Annotated in this window: 15 protein-coding genes; 4 read left to right on the plus strand and 11 right to left on the minus strand. The window is 50.4% G+C overall.

Going from position 1 to position 17,620, the window contains the following annotated elements:
* Positions 1 to 36: 36 nt before the first annotated feature.
* The gene (locus B5D23_RS03815) at positions 37 to 2,484 is read right to left on the minus strand and encodes a glycyl radical protein (protein ID WP_078684082.1); all 2,448 of its coding nucleotides are present in this window, start codon (positions 2,482 to 2,484) and stop codon (positions 37 to 39) included.
* Positions 2,485 to 2,882: 398 nt separating this feature from the next.
* Here B5D23_RS03815 and B5D23_RS03825 point away from each other — a divergent pair, with 398 nt between their 5' ends.
* Positions 2,883 to 4,331 (plus strand): sigma-54 interaction domain-containing protein, encoded by a 1,449-nt coding sequence (locus B5D23_RS03825; RefSeq protein ID WP_431830563.1) that lies wholly within the window; start codon positions 2,883 to 2,885, stop codon positions 4,329 to 4,331.
* 69 nt (positions 4,332 to 4,400) lie between these two features.
* On the opposite strand, the gene B5D23_RS03830 is transcribed toward B5D23_RS03825, so the two are convergent.
* Together B5D23_RS03830 and B5D23_RS03835 are read right to left on the minus strand one after the other, a co-directional pair.
* The gene (locus B5D23_RS03830) at positions 4,401 to 5,135 is read right to left on the minus strand and encodes a sulfite exporter TauE/SafE family protein (RefSeq protein WP_078684084.1); all 735 of its coding nucleotides are present in this window, start codon (positions 5,133 to 5,135) and stop codon (positions 4,401 to 4,403) included.
* 24 nt (positions 5,136 to 5,159) lie between these two features.
* Positions 5,160 to 5,714, minus strand: coding sequence for a DUF4125 family protein (locus B5D23_RS03835; RefSeq protein ID WP_078684316.1), 555 nt, complete (start codon positions 5,712 to 5,714; stop codon positions 5,160 to 5,162).
* Between B5D23_RS03835 and B5D23_RS03840 the strand changes: the two genes are divergently transcribed.
* The 3 genes from B5D23_RS03840 to cutC all read left to right on the plus strand — a co-directional run bounded on the left by B5D23_RS03840 (position 5,713) and on the right by cutC (position 10,770).
* Positions 5,713 to 6,162 carry a hypothetical protein gene (locus tag B5D23_RS03840; protein ID WP_144012530.1) on the plus strand — a complete coding sequence of 150 codons (450 nt, stop codon included), beginning with the start codon at positions 5,713 to 5,715 and terminating at the stop codon, positions 6,160 to 6,162. The genes B5D23_RS03835 and B5D23_RS03840 overlap by 2 nt on opposite strands.
* 396 nt (positions 6,163 to 6,558) lie before the next feature.
* The gene (locus B5D23_RS03850; protein WP_078684087.1) at positions 6,559 to 8,091 is read left to right on the plus strand and encodes an APC family permease; all 1,533 of its coding nucleotides are present in this window, start codon (positions 6,559 to 6,561) and stop codon (positions 8,089 to 8,091) included.
* 249 nt (positions 8,092 to 8,340) lie between these two features.
* Positions 8,341 to 10,770, plus strand: a complete 2,430-nt coding sequence (gene cutC / locus B5D23_RS03855) for a choline trimethylamine-lyase (protein WP_078684088.1) — start codon at positions 8,341 to 8,343, stop codon at positions 10,768 to 10,770.
* Positions 10,771 to 10,885: 115 nt separating this feature from the next.
* On the opposite strand, the gene B5D23_RS03860 is transcribed toward cutC, so the two are convergent.
* The 8 genes from B5D23_RS03860 to B5D23_RS03895 form a co-directional block, all read right to left on the minus strand.
* Positions 10,886 to 11,179: an ErpA-related iron-sulfur cluster insertion protein gene (locus B5D23_RS03860; RefSeq protein WP_078684089.1), complete on the minus strand. Its 294-nt coding sequence runs from the start codon at positions 11,177 to 11,179 to the stop codon at positions 10,886 to 10,888.
* A 338-nt stretch (positions 11,180 to 11,517) separates the two neighbouring features.
* Positions 11,518 to 12,000, minus strand: a complete 483-nt coding sequence (locus B5D23_RS03865; protein ID WP_159445894.1) for a C-GCAxxG-C-C family protein — start codon at positions 11,998 to 12,000, stop codon at positions 11,518 to 11,520.
* A 59-nt stretch (positions 12,001 to 12,059) separates the two neighbouring features.
* A complete protein-coding gene (locus B5D23_RS03870) occupies positions 12,060 to 13,244 on the minus strand; it encodes a hypothetical protein (RefSeq protein WP_078684091.1) in 1,185 nt (394 codons plus the stop codon).
* A gap of 7 nt (positions 13,245 to 13,251) precedes the next feature.
* On the minus strand, positions 13,252 to 14,649 hold the full coding sequence (locus B5D23_RS03875) for an MBOAT family O-acyltransferase (protein WP_078684092.1): 1,398 nt from the start codon (positions 14,647 to 14,649) through the stop codon (positions 13,252 to 13,254).
* 2 nt (positions 14,650 to 14,651) lie between these two features.
* Positions 14,652 to 15,371 (minus strand): ABC transporter ATP-binding protein, encoded by a 720-nt coding sequence (locus tag B5D23_RS03880; protein WP_078684093.1) that lies wholly within the window; start codon positions 15,369 to 15,371, stop codon positions 14,652 to 14,654.
* A 1-nt stretch (position 15,372) separates the two neighbouring features.
* Positions 15,373 to 16,158, minus strand: a complete 786-nt coding sequence (locus B5D23_RS03885) for an ABC transporter permease (RefSeq protein WP_078684094.1) — start codon at positions 16,156 to 16,158, stop codon at positions 15,373 to 15,375.
* A 45-nt stretch (positions 16,159 to 16,203) separates the two neighbouring features.
* Positions 16,204 to 17,184 (minus strand): NAD-dependent epimerase/dehydratase family protein, encoded by a 981-nt coding sequence (locus B5D23_RS03890; RefSeq protein ID WP_078684095.1) that lies wholly within the window; start codon positions 17,182 to 17,184, stop codon positions 16,204 to 16,206.
* A 28-nt stretch (positions 17,185 to 17,212) separates the two neighbouring features.
* Positions 17,213 to 17,620 (minus strand): hypothetical protein, encoded by a 408-nt coding sequence (locus tag B5D23_RS03895; RefSeq protein WP_144012531.1) that lies wholly within the window; start codon positions 17,618 to 17,620, stop codon positions 17,213 to 17,215.

Consider the following 17,620-nt stretch of genomic DNA (forward strand, 5'->3'; position numbering starts at 1 on the left):
GGTAATCAGCTTTATCTTTATCCAGCTGAGGCTAAGTTAGTTCTGGTATTCAGTACGCTTAATGATTTCGTTCTGAACACCCTTGTCGAGGCGAGTGAAGTAGGCACTAAAGCCGGCGACGCGGACAACGAGGTCTGCGTAGTTCTCTGGGTTGGCCTGAGCGTCTTTCAGAGTCTCGGAGCTGACGCAGTTGAACTGAATGTGAGAGCCGCCAAAGTCGCAGTAGGTCTTGATAAGGGAGACCAGGGTGCGAGCGCCAAGCGGTCCTTCGAGCACTGCGGGAGAGAACTTCACGTTGAAGTGGTTAGCGCCGTAACGAACGGTGTCGATAGCTTCTGCACCAGACTTGATGAGGGCGGTGATGCCTTCATGGTCGGTGCCAGGCATGGCGGAAACACTGCCGTCAGTCAGTGCAACACCTGCTTTTCTGCCGTTCGGCAGAGCGCCCATCAGAGCACCAAAGTAGTTGTGGTACGACAGGGAGTATGCGTCGAGCGGCGTACGGTGGCCGAGGCAATCCGGACCCTGAGCGTGATGGATGGCGTCAACGTCGCGGTAGTACTGCTGCACGAAGTGCTCGATCTCGGGGTAGTCGTTACCGTGCTTGGGTGCCTCGAAGCACATCTTGCGGATGTCTTCGCGACCCTCGAAGTTGTTCTTCAGGGCGTCGAGAAGTTCCTGCATGGTGAGCTTCTTGGTGTCGAAGACCAGATGCTTGATGGCGAGCAGAGAGTTTGCAGCGTCGATACCAGCAGTCATAATGGGGTTGATCTGAGAGTATTCGCAGCCGCCTTCCTCTTCGCAGATGCCAGTTTCGATGCAGCCATCATACAGGGCAGAGCGGAAGATGCTCGGAACAACCTGGAGGCGTGCCATCTGGCTGAGGTCAGAGTGGTTTCTGGAGACGTGGAAGAGGTGATCGAGCTGCTTTTTGTAAGCGTCATAAACTTCATCGAAGCTCTTGAACTCAGTGGGATCACCAGTTTCAACACCGACCTTCTTGCGGGTCACGGGGCATTTGCCGTTGTTCAGCATGACCTCAACGATCTTGGCGAGGCAGGGCTGGTCTTCCTGAAGGATGAAGCTTCCCTTGCCGCAGATGCCAGTGGAAACGCAGCCGTAGTTACCGCAGTTTCTGGCGTCTTCCAGAGTGATGCCGTTTTCATACTGGGCAAAGCGGGCAAGGTTACGCTCAACAACAGCTGTGTTGTTCAGGATCTGAGGCTGGCCGGAACCGCCACGGATGCACTCGACAACCTTCTTCATGTAGGAATCAGGAAGTTTCGGATGGTAGAGCAGGGTCAGCGTCGGCTGAATGTTCTTCATCTGAATCTGCGTATCGAGCAGAAGCTCTTCCAGTTCGGTGCTGGCGTCATTGCCGTTGGCGTCAACACCACCAATGGTGATGCTCTGGCCGGTGTGGCCGGACAGGGTCAGAGCGTAAGAGTTGCCCTGGTATTCGGCCAGCTCAAGGTGCTTGATCCACTGGAATTTGAGGAGCTTGAGGACCTGATCCTTGGTGAGGTTCCCTTCCTCGATGTCCTTCTTGTAGAAGGGGTACATGTACTGGCCGTAACGACCGGGAGAGGTCGCACATGCCATCTGCTCGATTTCGAGAGCGAGGTGCAGGAACCAGAAGGACTGGATTGCTTCGCGGAAGTTGCGGGCCGGGTATTCAGGGACGCGGCGGCATACTTCTGCAATTTCGAGAAGCTCTGCTTTCTGCTTGGGATCGTTTTCTTCTGCGGCGGTCTTTTCTGCCAGCTCAGCATAGCGGTGAGAGTGAGCAATAACAGCTTCGAAGGTCACGAGCATAGCGCGGTACAGGTCGTGCTTGCTCTTGTTCTTCAGCGTGGTGGGGCAGTTTTCGAAGCGAGAACGAACGTCATCAATCATCCAGCGGAGACCCTTGTTCAGAATCTTCGGGTAGTTTGCGATGCCGGAGCCAGAGGCAACACTGACGTTCTCATAGTACATGCCAGCTTTGGCGTATTTGGAGGGGTTTACGCCGTACTTTTCTTTGTACATCTTGTTGTTCAGATCAATGCAGGTGCGGCCTTTCCATTCCTTGTAGGTCTGTTTCAGCAGCGCTTCGGTCTCGGTGGGGATTTTCATCTCACCGAGGGAGGCCATCTTGGCCATCTGCATTTCCTCTTTGATCCAGGAAACGTTCCACTCGGGGTAAGCGTACACACCAGCGCGAACGCCGGTCAGGGTACCGACAATGGGGTTGCCATCAAGGAAGATGTTCTTCTTGGTCAGAACACGTTCAAAAAGCTTGGCGCGAATATAAAACGTGGATTCACCACGGTACTCTTCGTAAACTTCGTGCAGGAACTGAAGACGTTCGGGGTCCATCACCTGAGGTGCGGACATGAGGAAATCCTTGAGGTCTTTCAGTCGCTGGTCAGCGGTATCCCAGTTGATGCCGTAGCCTTTGGGGCTTGTGGCTTCGGAATTCATTTCACAAGAAGGAGTCGTCATAGCTGTCCCCTGTTGTTGTTAAAAGTATCCAGTGTTATGGTTCAAACTTTTTCTGAAGTAGATTGATTTCGTGGTTCGTTCGCTTGTTACTTTTGTGTCTAGCATAGGGTGTGCCAGAGGTTTCTAGAGTGGGATAAAAGCATGCAAGGGGCTGTAAACGCGGGGATTTTGTGTTTTGACGGGGCTTTTGGCGGGAAAGAAAAAATTTATTTTTTCGAAAAAAAACTTTCTTTTTTTAAAATATTTTTTATTTTTCGGCTCGCAGAGAGGGGCTGGAGAGGAAAAAGTCCATTCAAAATCGAGAAAATGCCCGTCCAAAAGTGCCGAGGTAGTGAAATTTGTATTTTGATCTGAAAAAGTTTGCCAATGTGACCCGGGAAAGCGTTTTGACGCCTGAAATGAAGGCGATATGGGATGATATGGGAATTGGTGTTGCGGTTGTTGATGCGCAGGGGATTTGTGAATACATGAACCCAATTCAGCAGCGAGTTGACGGGTTTAGCCGCATCCCGGTGAAGGGGCAGCACATCACGAGTCTGTATGTCCCGCATGAGCTGGAGTGCATCCCGACCATTGAGTGCTTGCAGAAAAGCATCCCTCTTTTGAAAAAGTCGTACTTCTACAAGACCTCAAACAACTACCTCGCGAGCACGGTGTCTGACTTTTTCCCGCTGTTTAAGCATGGAAAAAAAGACGGTGTCATCGCGTTTACTATCTGGACTGGTACCACAAGCCTTGTGAATTCGCGGAAGAGCAGTGCGAAGACCGTACGGGGCAAAGCCGCGAAGCCCCAGCAGTACAAGTATTATACTTTTGAGAGCCTGGTGGGTGAGGACAAGGAACTTCTTGAGGTTATCCATGAAGCCAGAACTGCGGCGCGAACGTCTTCTCCGGTTATGATTTGGGGAGAAAGCGGCACTGGCAAGGAGCTGTTTGCACAGGCTATCCATGCAGAGAGCACGAGAAGAAATATGCCCTTCGTGGCGGTGAACTGTGCGGCAATCCCTGAGAACCTGCTGGAAGGAATTCTTTTTGGAACCACAAAGGGCGCGTATACCGATGCTGCGGACAAACCTGGACTTTTTGAAGAAGCTGACGGTGGAACGCTTCTTTTGGATGAGCTGAATTCCATGCCTCTTGGTTTGCAGGCAAAGCTTTTGCGTGTCTTGCAGGAAAAGCGTGTGCGTCGACTTGGCTCGCATTCAGAGATTCCAGTCAATGTCTGCGTGGTGAGTATTTTGAATGAAGCCCCGCTTGATGCTGTGCGCAACGGTATCCTGCGGCGTGACCTGTTCTATCGTCTTGCCGTGGTGGGAATTGCTGTTCCGGCTCTTCGTGAGCGGAAGGGGGATATCCAGCTTTTGGCCAAGACCTTTATAGAGCACTCAGAGTTGCGGCAGGCTTCCGGAGATGTTGAAATCTCTGAGGACGTGCTCCAGATGTTTGCGGACTATGCCTGGCCGGGGAATATCCGAGAGCTGCGGCATGTTATTGAAGGAAGTCTTGTGCTTTTGGGCGAAGGGAAGTGTATCGATCAGGACTGCCTGCCCCGACATTTTCGGGATGCGTGGGAGCAGGGGCTTGTGAATTCTCTTGAGCAGGAGCACCGGGCTGCTCAGGAAGATGAGATGCGGAGTGGGGCACAGCGCTATTATGATTACCGGGGGGTAAAAAAGAGTAGTGTCATCCCGCTCAAATCCTGTGTGCAGGAGTACGAAACCCAGTGCATCAGGAATGTGTTGCGTGTCACTGGAGGAAATGTTGCCAAGGCTGCACGAATTTTTGAAATTACTGCCGCTGGACTGCGGTACAAAATGAAACAGCTCGACATAACCGAAGAGGATTAGTCGAGCTGCGAAGAATGTGAAAAAGCGCCATGCTCCCAGACTGGAAGGTCCGGGCATGGCGCTTTTTTGTTAGAAAATTGCGCGGCCAAGGCAGATGAAGCCTGCTGCAACAATAACGTACATCAAAAGCTTTCGGAATGTTACCACATTAAAGCGTCTGACGACGGGGAATGAACAGAGTGTTCCTATAAGTGCTGCAGGAATTCCGTACATGGCGTAATGGATAACATTTTCTGTGTAGAGACCTGAGAACGCATGAAGCCCGCAGGTCATGCTGCCACGGATGACAAAGAAAACGCCAAGGGTTCCAAGGAAGACACGTGGACCCCAGCCCGCAAACAGGCCGTATGCGGCGATAGGGGGACCATCAAAGGAAATTGAGGTGCCGAGCAGCCCGGCGGCAAAACCGGCTGATCCACCACGGCCCCAGGATTCTCGCCGTTTCCCTGTGGGCTTGTACGTATGCTGCCAGTACACATAGTAGAGCAGGAACACACCGATGGCTCCTTCCAGCACGGAACTGGGAACAAACTTCAGGATGTAGAGGCCAATAATTGCTCCGGGGATGGAACCTACGAACATGGGCCAGAGCGCTTTGACGCGGCAGTGGCGAAAGTGCATGCACGCGATACATCCATCCATAATGACATTAAGAATACAGCTCAGAGGGATGAGTTCGGTGATGGGAATGACCGTTGCGGCGATGGGAAAGGCAACCATTGCGCCACCGATCCCCGTTACGCCGGAAACAAATCCCCCCATAAACCATGAACAGGCGACAAGAAGTCCTACAGAATCAAGCATTTTGGCGTGTCCTGCCGTATTAGGCTATTGTGCGGCCAGTTTGGCTTCGCATTGTTCCAGTGAGCCGTAGCCCAGTTTCTGCATCAAAATTTCGTAGCGTTCCTGAACGAGGTTGCGGCCCTCTTTGCGGGCGGCATTCATGCATTCTTCGTAGAGCATGAGGCTCTTGCGAGAGTAGGTCTGAAGCTCGGAACCAAGGTAGAGGCAAAAGCCCTGATGGCCCTCTGGCTGCACACTCCGTGGGAAGCGCTCTGCAACCTGCCGACGCCATGTGCCTTCGACGACAACGATGTTGCGGAGCATTTCGTCATCGTTGAGCGGGGGAATCTGGCCACCCATGAGGGCATATTTTTCGGTCATCAGGTTGCGACCAGCCTTTTCCGCTTCCTTGAGGTCGTTCAGGTATGACTCAAGAAATGCTTCATTCATAACAGCGTGCGTCATCTCACGCATGACGCGGAAGGAGTCCGGGTGCTCCTGACAGACAGACGTCCCGCCAGCATTATTGACTGCGAGGAACATTTTCAGTTCGTGTTCAATAATATCCTTAACAAGCTCATTTTTTCGCGCTTCGGTCATGATGCTTACCTCTTTTTTATGCCGAATAATCCTCTTTGGCGGGGATTTCAGCAGAAAACACATATGGTTCGAAATTCACAAAGCCGTGCTCTTTTGCGGAATGAAAGAGAGTTCTCTCCTTATGGTGCGCGGAGGAGCAGTCTTTTTTGCGTTTTTGCTGCGAGCAAAGGCTGAGGAACCTCTACAAGAGCTTGGCATAAAAGGAAATACTCTAAATTTGGAAAATGGACATTCCTTCGCAATGCATTCGGGAAAAGAAGCACAAAGAAAAATTTTGCAAGAGAAGTGCCGATTTGCGCTTGAAAAAAGTGCGCACGCAAGCTTCAATGCTTTTCGAGCAATATCGTTGAGCTATGGGGAAAAAGAAAAAATAGCGGTGGGAATTTGCTATGTGAGGAAATGCTCAAGAGGGGAGGAAAACTTTCGAAAACGAAAGTATTTTTTCTAAAATGATACTTTTTTAACAACTTGGAAAAATGCGAGGAAAATGGTCAAATAAAAAATCCATTGTTTTTAATAAGATAGCTATATGGTGAAAAACTTCACGTATTGGCACCATCTTTGCTCTTTTCACAAGAGCAGTTCGCGGATGTGCTTTTTTTGAAGTGCCTCTGATTGCGGGACGTTCGTTCGCAGCTTCCGTCCGCAGCCAAAGGATTCACCATGCTCCGTCTGGGGGAGTGTGGCTGCTTCATGGCGAAAAAAACAAGACTCTCTATGCTCCGATGGGATAAGTTCTTTGCTTCGCAGGGGTATGCGTAATTCATGCCTGTTTTTTCAAAGACCTTCGTCACAAAACTCTGACGAGTATAGCAGCCGAACACCATAATCGAAGAGATTTATCATGTCACAAACTGAACAGGTTAAGTTAGAAAAATCCCTTTCACCAGCGCAGGTCTGGGCGTTGGCTCTTGGATCAATCGTTGGTTGGGGGTGTTTTGTTCTCCCTGGCGATATGTTTTTGCCCCAAGCTGGTCCCTTGGGAACGCTGATTGGTTTTGGCCTCGGTGCTTTTCTGCTCTGTTTTGTGGCTGTGTGCTACAGCTACATGATTAAATACGCTCCAGTTGCCGGTGGAGCTTTTGCATATGCTTACGTTGGCTTTGGACCAACAGCCGCCTTTGTCTGCGGCTGGGCGCTGGTCCTTGGCTACATCGCTATTATCGGTATTGATATTGCCGCGCTTGCCCTAATTTTCCGTTTCCTGTTCCCTGGAGTCTTTGAGTTCGGGGCCTTGTACACCATTGCAGGGTGGGACGTATACACAGGTGAGGTGCTGCTCATGACAGGCGCAACCTTGCTCTTTGGCTGGCTGAATTATCGCGGCGTCAGCTTTGCTGGCAAGTTGCAGGTCGTTCTGGCTTTCCTGCTGACCATCGGTATTATTTCCCTTTTTGCTGGTACCGCATCACAGGAAACCGCACACCTTTCCAACCTCACTCCGCTGTTCTCTGAGCACAGAAGCACAGTGGCTTGTGTCCTTCTGATTCTCGCAATTTCTCCTTTCCTCTTTGTTGGTTTCGATACCGTTCCTCAGGCCGCAGAAGAGTTCTCCTTTGAACCTTCCCGTGCACGTAACATCATGATTATTGCCATTATTTGTGGTGTTATCCTGTACAGCCTCGTGACCCTGTCCGTTGGTATTGTTATTCCATATCCTGAGATGCTCGCCAGAATGGACGCTCTTCGCTTGAGCGGTGGTACGGCGTGGGCAACTGGCGAAGCTGCCACAATCGCTTTCGGCAAGTTTGGTGCTGTTGTGCTGTCCTGTGCTGTTATGGGTGCTGTTTGTACCGGCATTAACGGCTTCTACATCGCAACCTCCCGCTTGCTCCTGAGCATGGCGCGTGGCCGCATCCTGCCTGCATGGTTCGGTGACATTCATCCCAAGTACCGTTCCCCCTACAAGGCAATTCTTTTTACCATCGTCATTGTCCTGCTGACGCCGTTCGCTGGCCGCTCCGTTGTTGGGTGGATCGTGGACATGAGTTCCGTCGGCACGGGTATTGGCTACCTGTTTACCTGCCTTGCTGCCCGCCGCGTCCTGCTTGGAAGCACTGGCGTTTCTGATAAGGCAACCCGTTTGTTCTGCTGCTCTGTTGGTACGTTGACCGCAGTCATGTGCATTGTCCTGCTGTTGGTTCCTGGTTCTCCTGCACACATCAGTGTGGCATCCCAGTGGTGCCTGGTTGTGTGGGTTGCAATGGGCTTTTTCTTCTACTTCTCGAACAGGTCCGTGTGGGTAAAGCTCCCCGAGGTGGAACTTCGCTCCAACGTGCTTGGCAGTGCAGATATTCCGGTCTTTTTCAAGCCTCGCAATCCTCAGCCGATGGGCAATGCGGAGCCGGTTCGGGTTCGTTCCGAATACAAGGACTAGCGAAAAGTCTGTTACGATAACGCAGACAACGTGTGTTTATGCCCCTGCCAGCAAGCGCTGGCGGGGGTTTCCTGTATTTGGGAACGAAAAAGATGAACCTTCCCCTAGGGGGACCGACTAGGCAAAGGAATAGTGATTGCCTATGAATAACACCATGCCTGAAGCGTCATGCGCTTCGATGACATGATACATATTTTCCTCTTACCCAGTGACGGAACTTCTCTGTACTACTGAAGGAGATTTTTGCTTATGAGTTCGACGTGCCCTTCTGGATGTCCTCAAACGACGTCTGGTGCAGAAGCCGTACCCCTTAGTGCTCGCCTTCAGCGTCTCAAAGACGCGTATCTCGATGCTCGCCCCAGTATAACGGTTGGACGAGCGCAGGCTTTTACAGAGATAGCCAAGAAATTCCCCTTCCTCCCGGTAAATGTTCGTCGGGCAATGAGTTTCAAGCGAGCATGCGAAACCGCACCCATGCTCATTCAGAAAGATGAACTTATTGTTGGCCATCCGTGTGGAAAGCCACGAGCAGGCGCGTTTTCTCCTGACATCGCCTGGAAGTGGCTCCGCGACGAGCTTGACACAATTGGGACCCGCGCACAGGACCCGTATTTTGTGAGCGACGAAGACAAGAAAATCATGCGTGAAGAGCTTTTCCCATTTTGGGAGGGAAAATCTCTTGACGAGGCATGTGAGGAAAAGTTCCGCGAGGAAGGAATCTGGGAATTTTCTGCGGAGTCTTTTGTTAGCGACCTGAGCTATCATCATACCAGTGGTGCTGGCGATACAAGCCCCGGCTATGACATTATTCTGTTCACCAAGGGTGTGAATGGAATGAAGGCTGAGGCAGAGGAGCATCTGGAGCGTCTCGAAAAGGGATGTGAGCCAGAAGACGAAGACCGCAAGAACTTCTACAAGGCTGCCATCATTACCTGTGAAGGCATTCTCTTGTATGCAAAGCGTGTTTCTGAGTACGCCACGAAGTGTGCAGAAAAGGAAGACGATCCGAAACGGCGGGCCGAACTTTTGAAGATCGCCGAAGTGAATGCCCGTGTACCTGCCTGTCCGCCAAAAAACTTTCATGAGGCGTTGCAGGCCATCTGGACAATTCAGTCCCTTTTCCTGATGGAAGAGAATCAGTGCAGTACTTCTCTGGGACGATTTGACCAGTATGTGTATCCTTGCTTTGCCGCAGACATTGAGTCCGGAGCGATGACTCGGGACCAGGCTCTGGAGCTCATGGGATGCTTCATCATTAAGTGTTCAGAAATGGTGTGGTATACCCCTGGGGCAACAGCAAAATACTTTGCTGGGTACATGCCGTTTATCAATATGTGCGTTGGGGGCCTAAAGCGCCACGGTGGCGACGGAACCAACGACCTTACCTATCTGGTCATGGATGCAGTACGGACAGTGAATGTGTACCAGCCTTCGCTGGCCTGCCGTATTCACAACCAGTCTCCCCAGAAGTATCTGGAGAAAATTGTTGAGGTCATCAAGGCAGGCGGAGGAATGCCCGCATGTCACTTCGATGATGCCCACATCAAAATGATGCTCCGAAAGGGCTTTGATTTTGATGATGCCCGCGACTACTGCCTGATGGGGTGTGTAGAACCCCAGAAATCAGGGCGTATTCACCAGTGGACAGCAGGGGGCTTCACCCAGTGGCCAGTTGCCATTGAGTTCGTGTTTACCCGTGGAATGCTCAGATCATATGATGGAGACCGGCAGGGTCTTGATACTGGTGATCTTGAGCAGTTTGAAACCTATGAGCAGTTTGATGCCGCTGTCAAAAAGCAGCTTGACAACATTATGGATATCACTGCTCGAGGGACTGTCATTAATCAGAAGCTTGTTCGCGATATCGTTCCGTCCCCATACATGTCCCTCTTTGTTGACGGGTGCATGGATAAGGGAAAAGACGTTTCCGCAGGCGGCGCTGTCTTGTATGACGGCCCGGGAACCGTCTTTGCGGGTCTTGGAACCTATGCCGATAGCATGGCTGCGATCAAGCATCTGGTCTTTGACGAGAAAAAATACACGCTTTTGGACATTCAGAAAGCTCTTGAGGCAGATTGGGTGGGGTACGAACACCTGCGCCGAGATTGCGAGAATGCCCCCAAGTACGGAAATGACGATGACAGGGCAGACATGATCGTTGCCGACATCATTGATTATACCGAAAAAGGTATGAACAGCCATAAATCTCTGTATGCTCGCATGATTCATGGAACTCTGTCGCAGTCGTTTAACACTCCTCTCGGTGAAATGATTGGAGCTACTCCGAATGGACGTCGTGCTGGCGCACCTCTTTCCGATGGTATGAGCCCTTCTCAGGGCGCCGACACGAAAGGTCCTACAGCGATCATCAAATCCGTCAGTAAACTGAATGTTGAGGCCATGAGTTTGGGAATGGCCCACAACTTCAAAATCCTGCAAGGCTTCCTGGATACTCCGGAAGGAGAAAACGGGCTTATTACCCTGCTGAGGACTGCGTCCATTTTGGGGAATGGACAGATGCAGTTCAACTATGTGGACAATGAACTTCTCAGAAAGGCTCAAGAAAATCCTGAGAAATACCGCGACATCATTGTTCGAGTAGCAGGATACTGCGCCTACTTCGTGGAGCTGTGCAAGGAAGTACAGGACGAGATTATCAGCCGCACCATGTTGCAGTAACCTACCTCCTTAGCAACATGAATGGGGGTGCCCAGATTGCAGGGCATCCTCCTTTTCCTCTGTAAAAAAAAGCCCTCTGGCCATTTGGTCAGAGGGCTTTTTTTATAGCTGCGTTCTACATGTCAGATTCAGTCGCGTTAAGCAGTACTTCTTTATTCTGATTGAATGAAAGTTCAAAGCTGTGTCCGTGTTTCAGCAGAAAGTCTTTTTCTGCGATGAAGGGCACTCCCTGAACTTCAATCTTCTCGTCTTCATCTTCATCAAACTCGTCGATACCAAGACCAAGGATGAACTTGGAGCTGCATCCACCGCCGAGCTTGTATTCACGAAGCCGGATGGAGTCTTCCTCTTCTTCTCGCATGGAACGAAGCTTTTCAAGCATTTCTTCAGGAACATTAAGTGTAAACATTGAGGTCTCCTTTTAGACTGAGCCGCAGTGTTGCGTGCGGATGGGACTATCTATTTGTTTAATCTATGAAAAGCATTGAATATGCCAATATATAGAGAAAAATCTAAACTACTGAATTTTATTGATTATTTGTCGTGTAGTGGAGAAAAGGGGAAGAAAGGATATTTATGATTTGGAAAGAAATTTTTCGATTCGCCAAAAAAACTTTCGCTGGTAGGGCACAAAAAAGCCCCCTCGACAAGGCAAAATGGAGAGGCTCGCGGTGTCGAAGGGGCTGCGTGCAGGGATAAAGGCTCCTGAGTGGAGGCGGAAGCCTTTTCCTCGCTAAGGGATAGGGACTATTTCTGAGGCAGATCAAAGATGGCCGTCTTTGTCTCCCATTCTCGTTGAAGAATTCGGGCAACGATCTCTGCTGCATCACCAACACGGATGCGGCAGAGTTCAAGCTGTTCTGGAGAGCCTTGCAAAACTTTTTTATTCAAGACTCGGCAGCAAATGGATTTGTGAATGGAACGGAAGGCGTCATGCAGTTCGTGACCAAGGCTGATGCAACGCTCAACACTTGGGTCTGTGGGATCTGTACGGCCAAAGAAAATTCCAAGAGACAGGGCTGCGCCTGTAACGGCACCACAGGAACAGCCGGACCCCATGCCCTTGGGCAGGGCAGAGCCGAGAGCAATAAGCTGGCTATAGGCGTCGAGCCGACCAGTGTGCTGCAAAACGGCCTTGATCACGGCCTCGGAACAGTAGAAATCATCAACAATAAACGCGGATTCTGCTGTAGCCCGAACATCGGAAACAAACGTATCTGGAAGCACCATGTGCATATCCTCCTTCTTCATTCTGGACTGGAGAACAGCAAAATGTGTTCCAGAAGTGGTTAAGATTTCGGCGCGTGAGCCTCTCTTTTGCGTACTTCGCGGTAGAACGCTCTTCGCTCTTTCTTTTTCAGCATGGGGATAACCCGTGAGGCGTCCCAGTGGGGAGTGTATGCGATGGTATTGGCAAAAACTCGCTGGAGGTAGCGGTCAATGTTGCCAGGAGTGAGCTGTCCTTTTCCTTGTGCGATTTTGTCGAGCATCCACTGGTTAACTCCTGAGTGATAGTGGGTTTGGTCGCAGAAGTTATACAGGTTGCCGCAGAGTCGTGAGTTATCCTCAAAGCCATAAATATGGACGTTGGGCAGGTCCTTGAGGGCCATGACCAGAGTCTTTTGGGCGCGGAGGTAATCAGGAAAGGCATGTCCACGGCTTTGGAGTCGCAAATAGCTTTCTGGAGCAATAAAAATGGTGAAGTCGACGTCTGGATGGCGCTCTACTGTGTGAACAATGTGTTTTTCTATTGATGGGAGTTTTCGCAGGCGAATCTTGCGACCTTTGGGAAACGTGGTTGTACTTAGAAAAGTATGACTTTTTTGCGCAAGGCGTCGCAGTTTGGCTGAGTGCTTGTCAAAGGGGAATCGGGCACAACGGGAGCCTTTGCTTGGCGTCATCCAGTAATTGAGCCAGTTCAGTGAAGTGGTTTTCCAGCCGTGTTTTTCTTGTTTGGGTGCCGTTATGGTCGCCCATGAATTTTTGAGCGTTGTCAGACTGGCGAGATAAGGCAGGTCATTGAATGGACTTCTGTCATACAGGTAGAAGGGGATAACCTGGGAGCGGTGCCAGACGTCAGCGCGTTCTTTATTGAAAATTTGCGTTCGCAGTCCCCAGAAAACATGTTTGATATTGGGGTGCTTGAGTGCTTCTGTGAGCATAAAGCTCTGCTCTGAAATTTGTCCACCGTCAACGGTGAGCTTGAGCGTCTGGTTCCAGTTCATTTGTTTGGAAATATTGCGAGGGGAAGAGCAGTCCGCAATGGAATTGCCAATGAGCACGGCATCGGCTTTATGGATGAAGTGCTTGAGTTTTGCCGCATTTTGGTAGCGCTGATTATTCCAGAAGCGTTCTTTGGCAAAATACTGGGGGTGATAGATCTGGAGCGGGTCTACAGTGGCGTTGACTGCAAGGAGGGCCATAAAAGGGAAGATGATCCCGGCCATGATGAAAAGGACGTGTTTTTTGAACATGGGCAGCCTAGAACTGGAAGTAGAGGAATTCGGAGAAGTGATTTTGTTGCAGGAGGAAGCCTGCTCCGCACCAAAAGAGAACAAGAATTACCGCAGTGTTCAACAGACGCGGCGAGAGCTTGTGCTCTAGACGCTGTGAGTTTTTGAAAAAGGTGTCAAAGAGAACATACAGAAGTGCTGGAAGAATCCAGAGCTGTGCGCTGGAGAGGGGGGCAAGATGTATGTCTGTAGGAAGGATCATTTTGTGAAGGACTGTGAACGCGTCCTGCACCGTTGGGGCACGAAAAATGACCCATGCGCAGTGTACAAAGAAAAAGGTGACAAGCCAGGCACACGCTTTGGGCATGGTGTGCCCTGCGGCTTTCCATATGCGGTGAATGACGAGTGCTGCGCCGTGCATAGCTCCCCAGAGGATAAAGGTCCAGCCTGCGCCATGCCAGAGACCTCCAATAAGGAAGGTCAAAAAAAGGTTGCAGAGTGTCCGGGTAAATCCTTTTCGGCTCCCCCCGAGTGGAATGTAGATGTAGTCACGCAGAAAGCGGCCGAGAGTGATGTGCCAGCGCCGCCAGAAGTCTTGAATATCAAGGCTGGCATAGGGGGAATTGAAGTTGATCGGGAGCCGGATTCCAAAGAGGAGCGCCGAACCAATCGCCATGTCTGTGTATCCGGAAAAGTCACAGTAGAGCTGAATGGTGTAGGACAGGCTTGTTCCCCATGCTGTCAAGAAATTCAGGCTGTCTGGAGCGCTGTATCCGGCATTGGCAATGGTTGCAAAGCTGTCAGCAATGCCGAGTTTTTTGACGAGACCAAGGGACAGGAAAAAGAGACCTGAATACATGTTGGTCCACAAAGTCTGTGAGGCTGAACTGTCCTCAAACTGAGGCATCATTTCTTTGTGGTGCACAATGGGGCCTGCAATAAGCTGCGGAAAGAAGGCGATGAACAGGCAGTAGTCAGAAAATGAATATTCTTCACTTGGGGAGGCATAGCAGTCAGCCAGATACGCGATTTGCTGAAAAGTAAAGAAGCTGATGCCAAGGGGGAGAATGATTTTAGAAAAGCTGGAGAGATCTGTTGTGAGTGGTATATTTTCGAGAATAAAACCGAGATATTTAAAGTAACAGAGAAGCAGGAGATTGAAGGCGCAGCCCGTCAGGAAAAGGAGCTTGCGCGCTGCGGGCCGAAGTTTTGCAGAGCAGAGTCCTTTGGCAAAGCTAAAGTTGATACAGATAGACGCGAGAATCAGCGGAAGGTGCTCTGGTTTCCAGTAAGAATAAAAGGCAAAAGACGCGAACACGAGCCACAGTTTGGCCGCACGGTAGCTCACGGTGTTTCGCAGAATATAGAAGAGCGCGAGGACAAGAGGAAGAAAGAAAAAAAGATATTCAAGAGAGTTGAATAACATGGTTATCCTTTTTGTGCCCAGAATGAATTGTATTTGTCTAAAATGGTTTCAGGCAGGCCTGAATCGATACACTGGCCTTGGTGCATCCAAATAATGCGAGTACATATTTTCCTGAGTGTTCCGGGGCTGTGAGAGACAACGAGAGCTGCTTTGGCGAGTTCTCGCAGGTTTTGCATTCGGTCGAGTGCTTTTTGCTGAAAGGGTTTGTCTCCGGTGGCCATGACTTCATCAAGAATCAGGATGTCGGGGCGGATTGCTGTTGCAATGGCAAAAGCAAGGCGGCTTCGCATGCCGCTTGAATAGGTCTTGACGGGTTCATTGATAAATTCGCCGATGTCGGCGAATTCGGCGATAGCTGGAAATCTTTTTTCAATTTCCGGGTAGCTCAGGCCGAGGAAACTTCCGTTGATAAAAACATTCTCCCGGCCTGTGAGTTGGTTCTGAAAACCTGCGCCAAGAGAGAGAAGCTGAGCTTTTCCCCGAACGATACGGGTTCCTGAATCAGGGTGGTACACACCAGCGCAAAGCCGGGACAGGGTACTTTTCCCAGAGCCATTCCGGCCAATAATTCCTAAAACCTCTCCCTCGTTGAGCGAGAGAGAAATATTTCGAAGCGCGTGAAACGGTGTTTTGCGAGGACTGAACGAAAGAAGTTCCCGCAGCGTTTTTTTGCGTCGAAATGACAAAGAAATGTCGTGAAGTTCAAGTAATGGTTCTTTCATCTTAGAGTGCTGTTGGGATGGTCCGTGCGTTAAATCGGAAAAAGGCGATGGCACACTGGGTGAGAATAAGAGAGACGCCAATCAGCCACAGAACAGGTTCGACGTGCAGAAGCCGTCCTTCGAGCAGAATTTCCCGTACCGCAGTCACGATGATGAGGATGGGGTTTGCAAGGTAAATTTCTTTGCAAATGTCGGGGATAGCCTGAATTTTGAGAAAGCGTTCAGGTGCATAAAGAATGGGTGTCACATAGAAACCCAGCCGAAGCAGGTACGGAAGAAATTTTGCCGTGTCGCGGAGGTGGACCTGAACGATGGACAGGATGCAGCCTAGGCTGAATGAGAAAAGAAAGAGTGCGCAGAGTGGAAGAAGCAGGGAAAAAGACGCCAGAGAAGCGGCCTGCATGTTCCAGAAAAAAATAATGCCAAGTCCGATACAGTAATAAAAAGACTGAACCAGAGGCTGTACCACCACGTAGAGCTCAAGTGGGAGTGCGATTTGTCGGATAAGTCCTGCACTTCTGGTGAGGGCCGTGGAAGAGAGCACAAGAGTCCGGGAAAAGCACTGCCAGGTGACAATGCCGCAAAGCGCAAAGAGGTGATACTGCGGTCCACCTCTCTCAAAGACGATTTTGACAAAGAAATAATAAATGCCCATCAGCAGCAGAGGATCAAGTACCCACCACAGGACACCAAGCTGTGTTGATGAAATTGTGGTTTTGAGATTGATCGTAAACTGGCTGCGAAGAGCATATCTATGGCGTCGTATATTTTGGAAAAGCTGGATCAATGGACACTCTTGTGAGGGACCGGAAGCCCGGTCCCTGAGTAAAAACTATCTGGTGGTGCCAAGAAAGTATTCGATGGTGTTGCGAATGCCTTGGCGCAGGTCATAGTCAGCGGTCCAGCCGAGGAGCTTTTGCGCCTTGCTGGTATCGGAGTAGTTGCGCTCCACATCGCCCAGACGGGGGGAGTCGTGAGAAAGTCGCATGGGGATATCGTGCAGAAGAAGCTCTTCTTTGATGATCTCTGCGACTTCGAGCACGGTGTGTTCTTTTCCGCTCGCGATCTGGAAGGTTTCCCCGCCGATGCCTTCCTGGAAGAGGGCTTTTTCGGCAGCTGAAATCAGGTCGTCAATGTAGATGAAGTCACGGGTCTGGTTTCCTGAGCCGTAAATGACGCATTCTTCATCCTGCACGGCCTGTCGAATGAATTTGGCAACAACGCTACTTTTCTTTTTGGAGAGCGGGCCAAAGACATTGCCAAAGCGAAGGCAGACTGTTTCGACGCCAAAGGTTTTGGCATAGCAGGAGCAGTAGCCTTCTCCGGCGAGTTTGCTTGCGCCATAGGGTGAAACTGGGTGCGGAGGCAATTCTTCGTGAATTGGAGGTTCGACTTCGCCTGCCGGGGCACCAGAAGAGGCAAAAACGAAGCGTTTTACACCGTGGATGCGGGCGGCTTCCAGTGCATTGAAGATACCAATGACGTTGGATTCCATGTCCAGCCGAGGATTCTCTACAGAGGGACCAACGCCGGTGTTGGCAGCGAGATGAACGATTGCGTCGCAGCCTTTTGCGCATTTCAGCATAAGTTCGCTATCGCGAATATCACCCTCAACAATAAAGATTCCGGTGGTTTCAGGGATGGAATTGACGTCACAGATGTGTGCAGGGGCGATTCCCTCAAGATCTTCTGGCGTTCCGGTCAGAAAGCTGTCGAGGATTCGAATCTGGACCTGTTCGGGGCGTTTGGTCAGTCGTTTAATCAGCGAGCAGCCAATGAAGCCGCAGCCGCCAGTAATGAGTATTTTTTGCATTGCATGCTACCTTGTCGGTTGTGTGGTGTTAGACAAAGCGTCTGACAAGGGCTTTGAATTTTCTCAGAAGCGCCTTGATTTTGAATTTGGCGAAATAATAGATTTTGTCGGCCTGATATTTTTTCAGGACCGGCTTTATTTTGGTGAAGATGCGTTTGGATATACGAAATGCTGGATGCTGAACCTTTTTTTTCTTTTGTGCCGCGACCTTTTTTGGTGGTTGTGGCTTTTTTTGGGCCAGCTGGATATTCCTCTCTCGCAGCTGCTCCCGAAGCATGACGTTCTTTTTCAGCACTTCTGCATTTTGTTGCACAAGGCTTTGAAGGTCGTCACGCTGCTCCCTCAGCAGCTCAGAGAGTTCTTGAAGAATCTGCGAGCTTTCCAGTGTTTTGCTCAGGTGAAATTCTTTTGCCAAATCTGAAAGTTGCGTGGCCAT

It is taken from the genome of Desulfobaculum bizertense DSM 18034, assembly GCF_900167065.1.
Classification (GTDB): Bacteria; Desulfobacterota; Desulfovibrionia; order Desulfovibrionales; family Desulfovibrionaceae; genus Desulfobaculum; species Desulfobaculum bizertense.

Coding starts and splice junctions, on each gene's coding strand:
- B5D23_RS03815 (WP_078684082.1), bottom strand. CDS start 2,484: ATGACGACTCCTTCTTGTGAAATGAATTCCGAAGCCACAAGCCCCAAA.
- B5D23_RS03825 (WP_431830563.1), top strand. CDS start 2,883: ATGAAGGCGATATGGGATGATATGGGAATTGGTGTTGCGGTTGTTGAT.
- B5D23_RS03830 (WP_078684084.1), bottom strand. CDS start 5,135: ATGCTTGATTCTGTAGGACTTCTTGTCGCCTGTTCATGGTTTATGGGG.
- B5D23_RS03840 (WP_144012530.1), top strand. CDS start 5,713: ATGATGCTTACCTCTTTTTTATGCCGAATAATCCTCTTTGGCGGGGAT.
- B5D23_RS03835 (WP_078684316.1), bottom strand. CDS start 5,714: ATGACCGAAGCGCGAAAAAATGAGCTTGTTAAGGATATTATTGAACAC.
- B5D23_RS03850 (WP_078684087.1), top strand. CDS start 6,559: ATGTCACAAACTGAACAGGTTAAGTTAGAAAAATCCCTTTCACCAGCG.
- cutC (WP_078684088.1), top strand. CDS start 8,341: ATGAGTTCGACGTGCCCTTCTGGATGTCCTCAAACGACGTCTGGTGCA.
- B5D23_RS03860 (WP_078684089.1), bottom strand. CDS start 11,179: ATGTTTACACTTAATGTTCCTGAAGAAATGCTTGAAAAGCTTCGTTCC.
- B5D23_RS03865 (WP_159445894.1), bottom strand. CDS start 12,000: ATGGTGCTTCCAGATACGTTTGTTTCCGATGTTCGGGCTACAGCAGAA.
- B5D23_RS03870 (WP_078684091.1), bottom strand. CDS start 13,244: ATGTTCAAAAAACACGTCCTTTTCATCATGGCCGGGATCATCTTCCCT.
- B5D23_RS03875 (WP_078684092.1), bottom strand. CDS start 14,649: ATGTTATTCAACTCTCTTGAATATCTTTTTTTCTTTCTTCCTCTTGTC.
- B5D23_RS03880 (WP_078684093.1), bottom strand. CDS start 15,371: ATGAAAGAACCATTACTTGAACTTCACGACATTTCTTTGTCATTTCGA.
- B5D23_RS03890 (WP_078684095.1), bottom strand. CDS start 17,184: ATGCAAAAAATACTCATTACTGGCGGCTGCGGCTTCATTGGCTGCTCG.
- B5D23_RS03895 (WP_144012531.1), bottom strand. CDS start 17,620: ATGGCCACGCAACTTTCAGATTTGGCAAAAGAATTTCACCTGAGCAAA.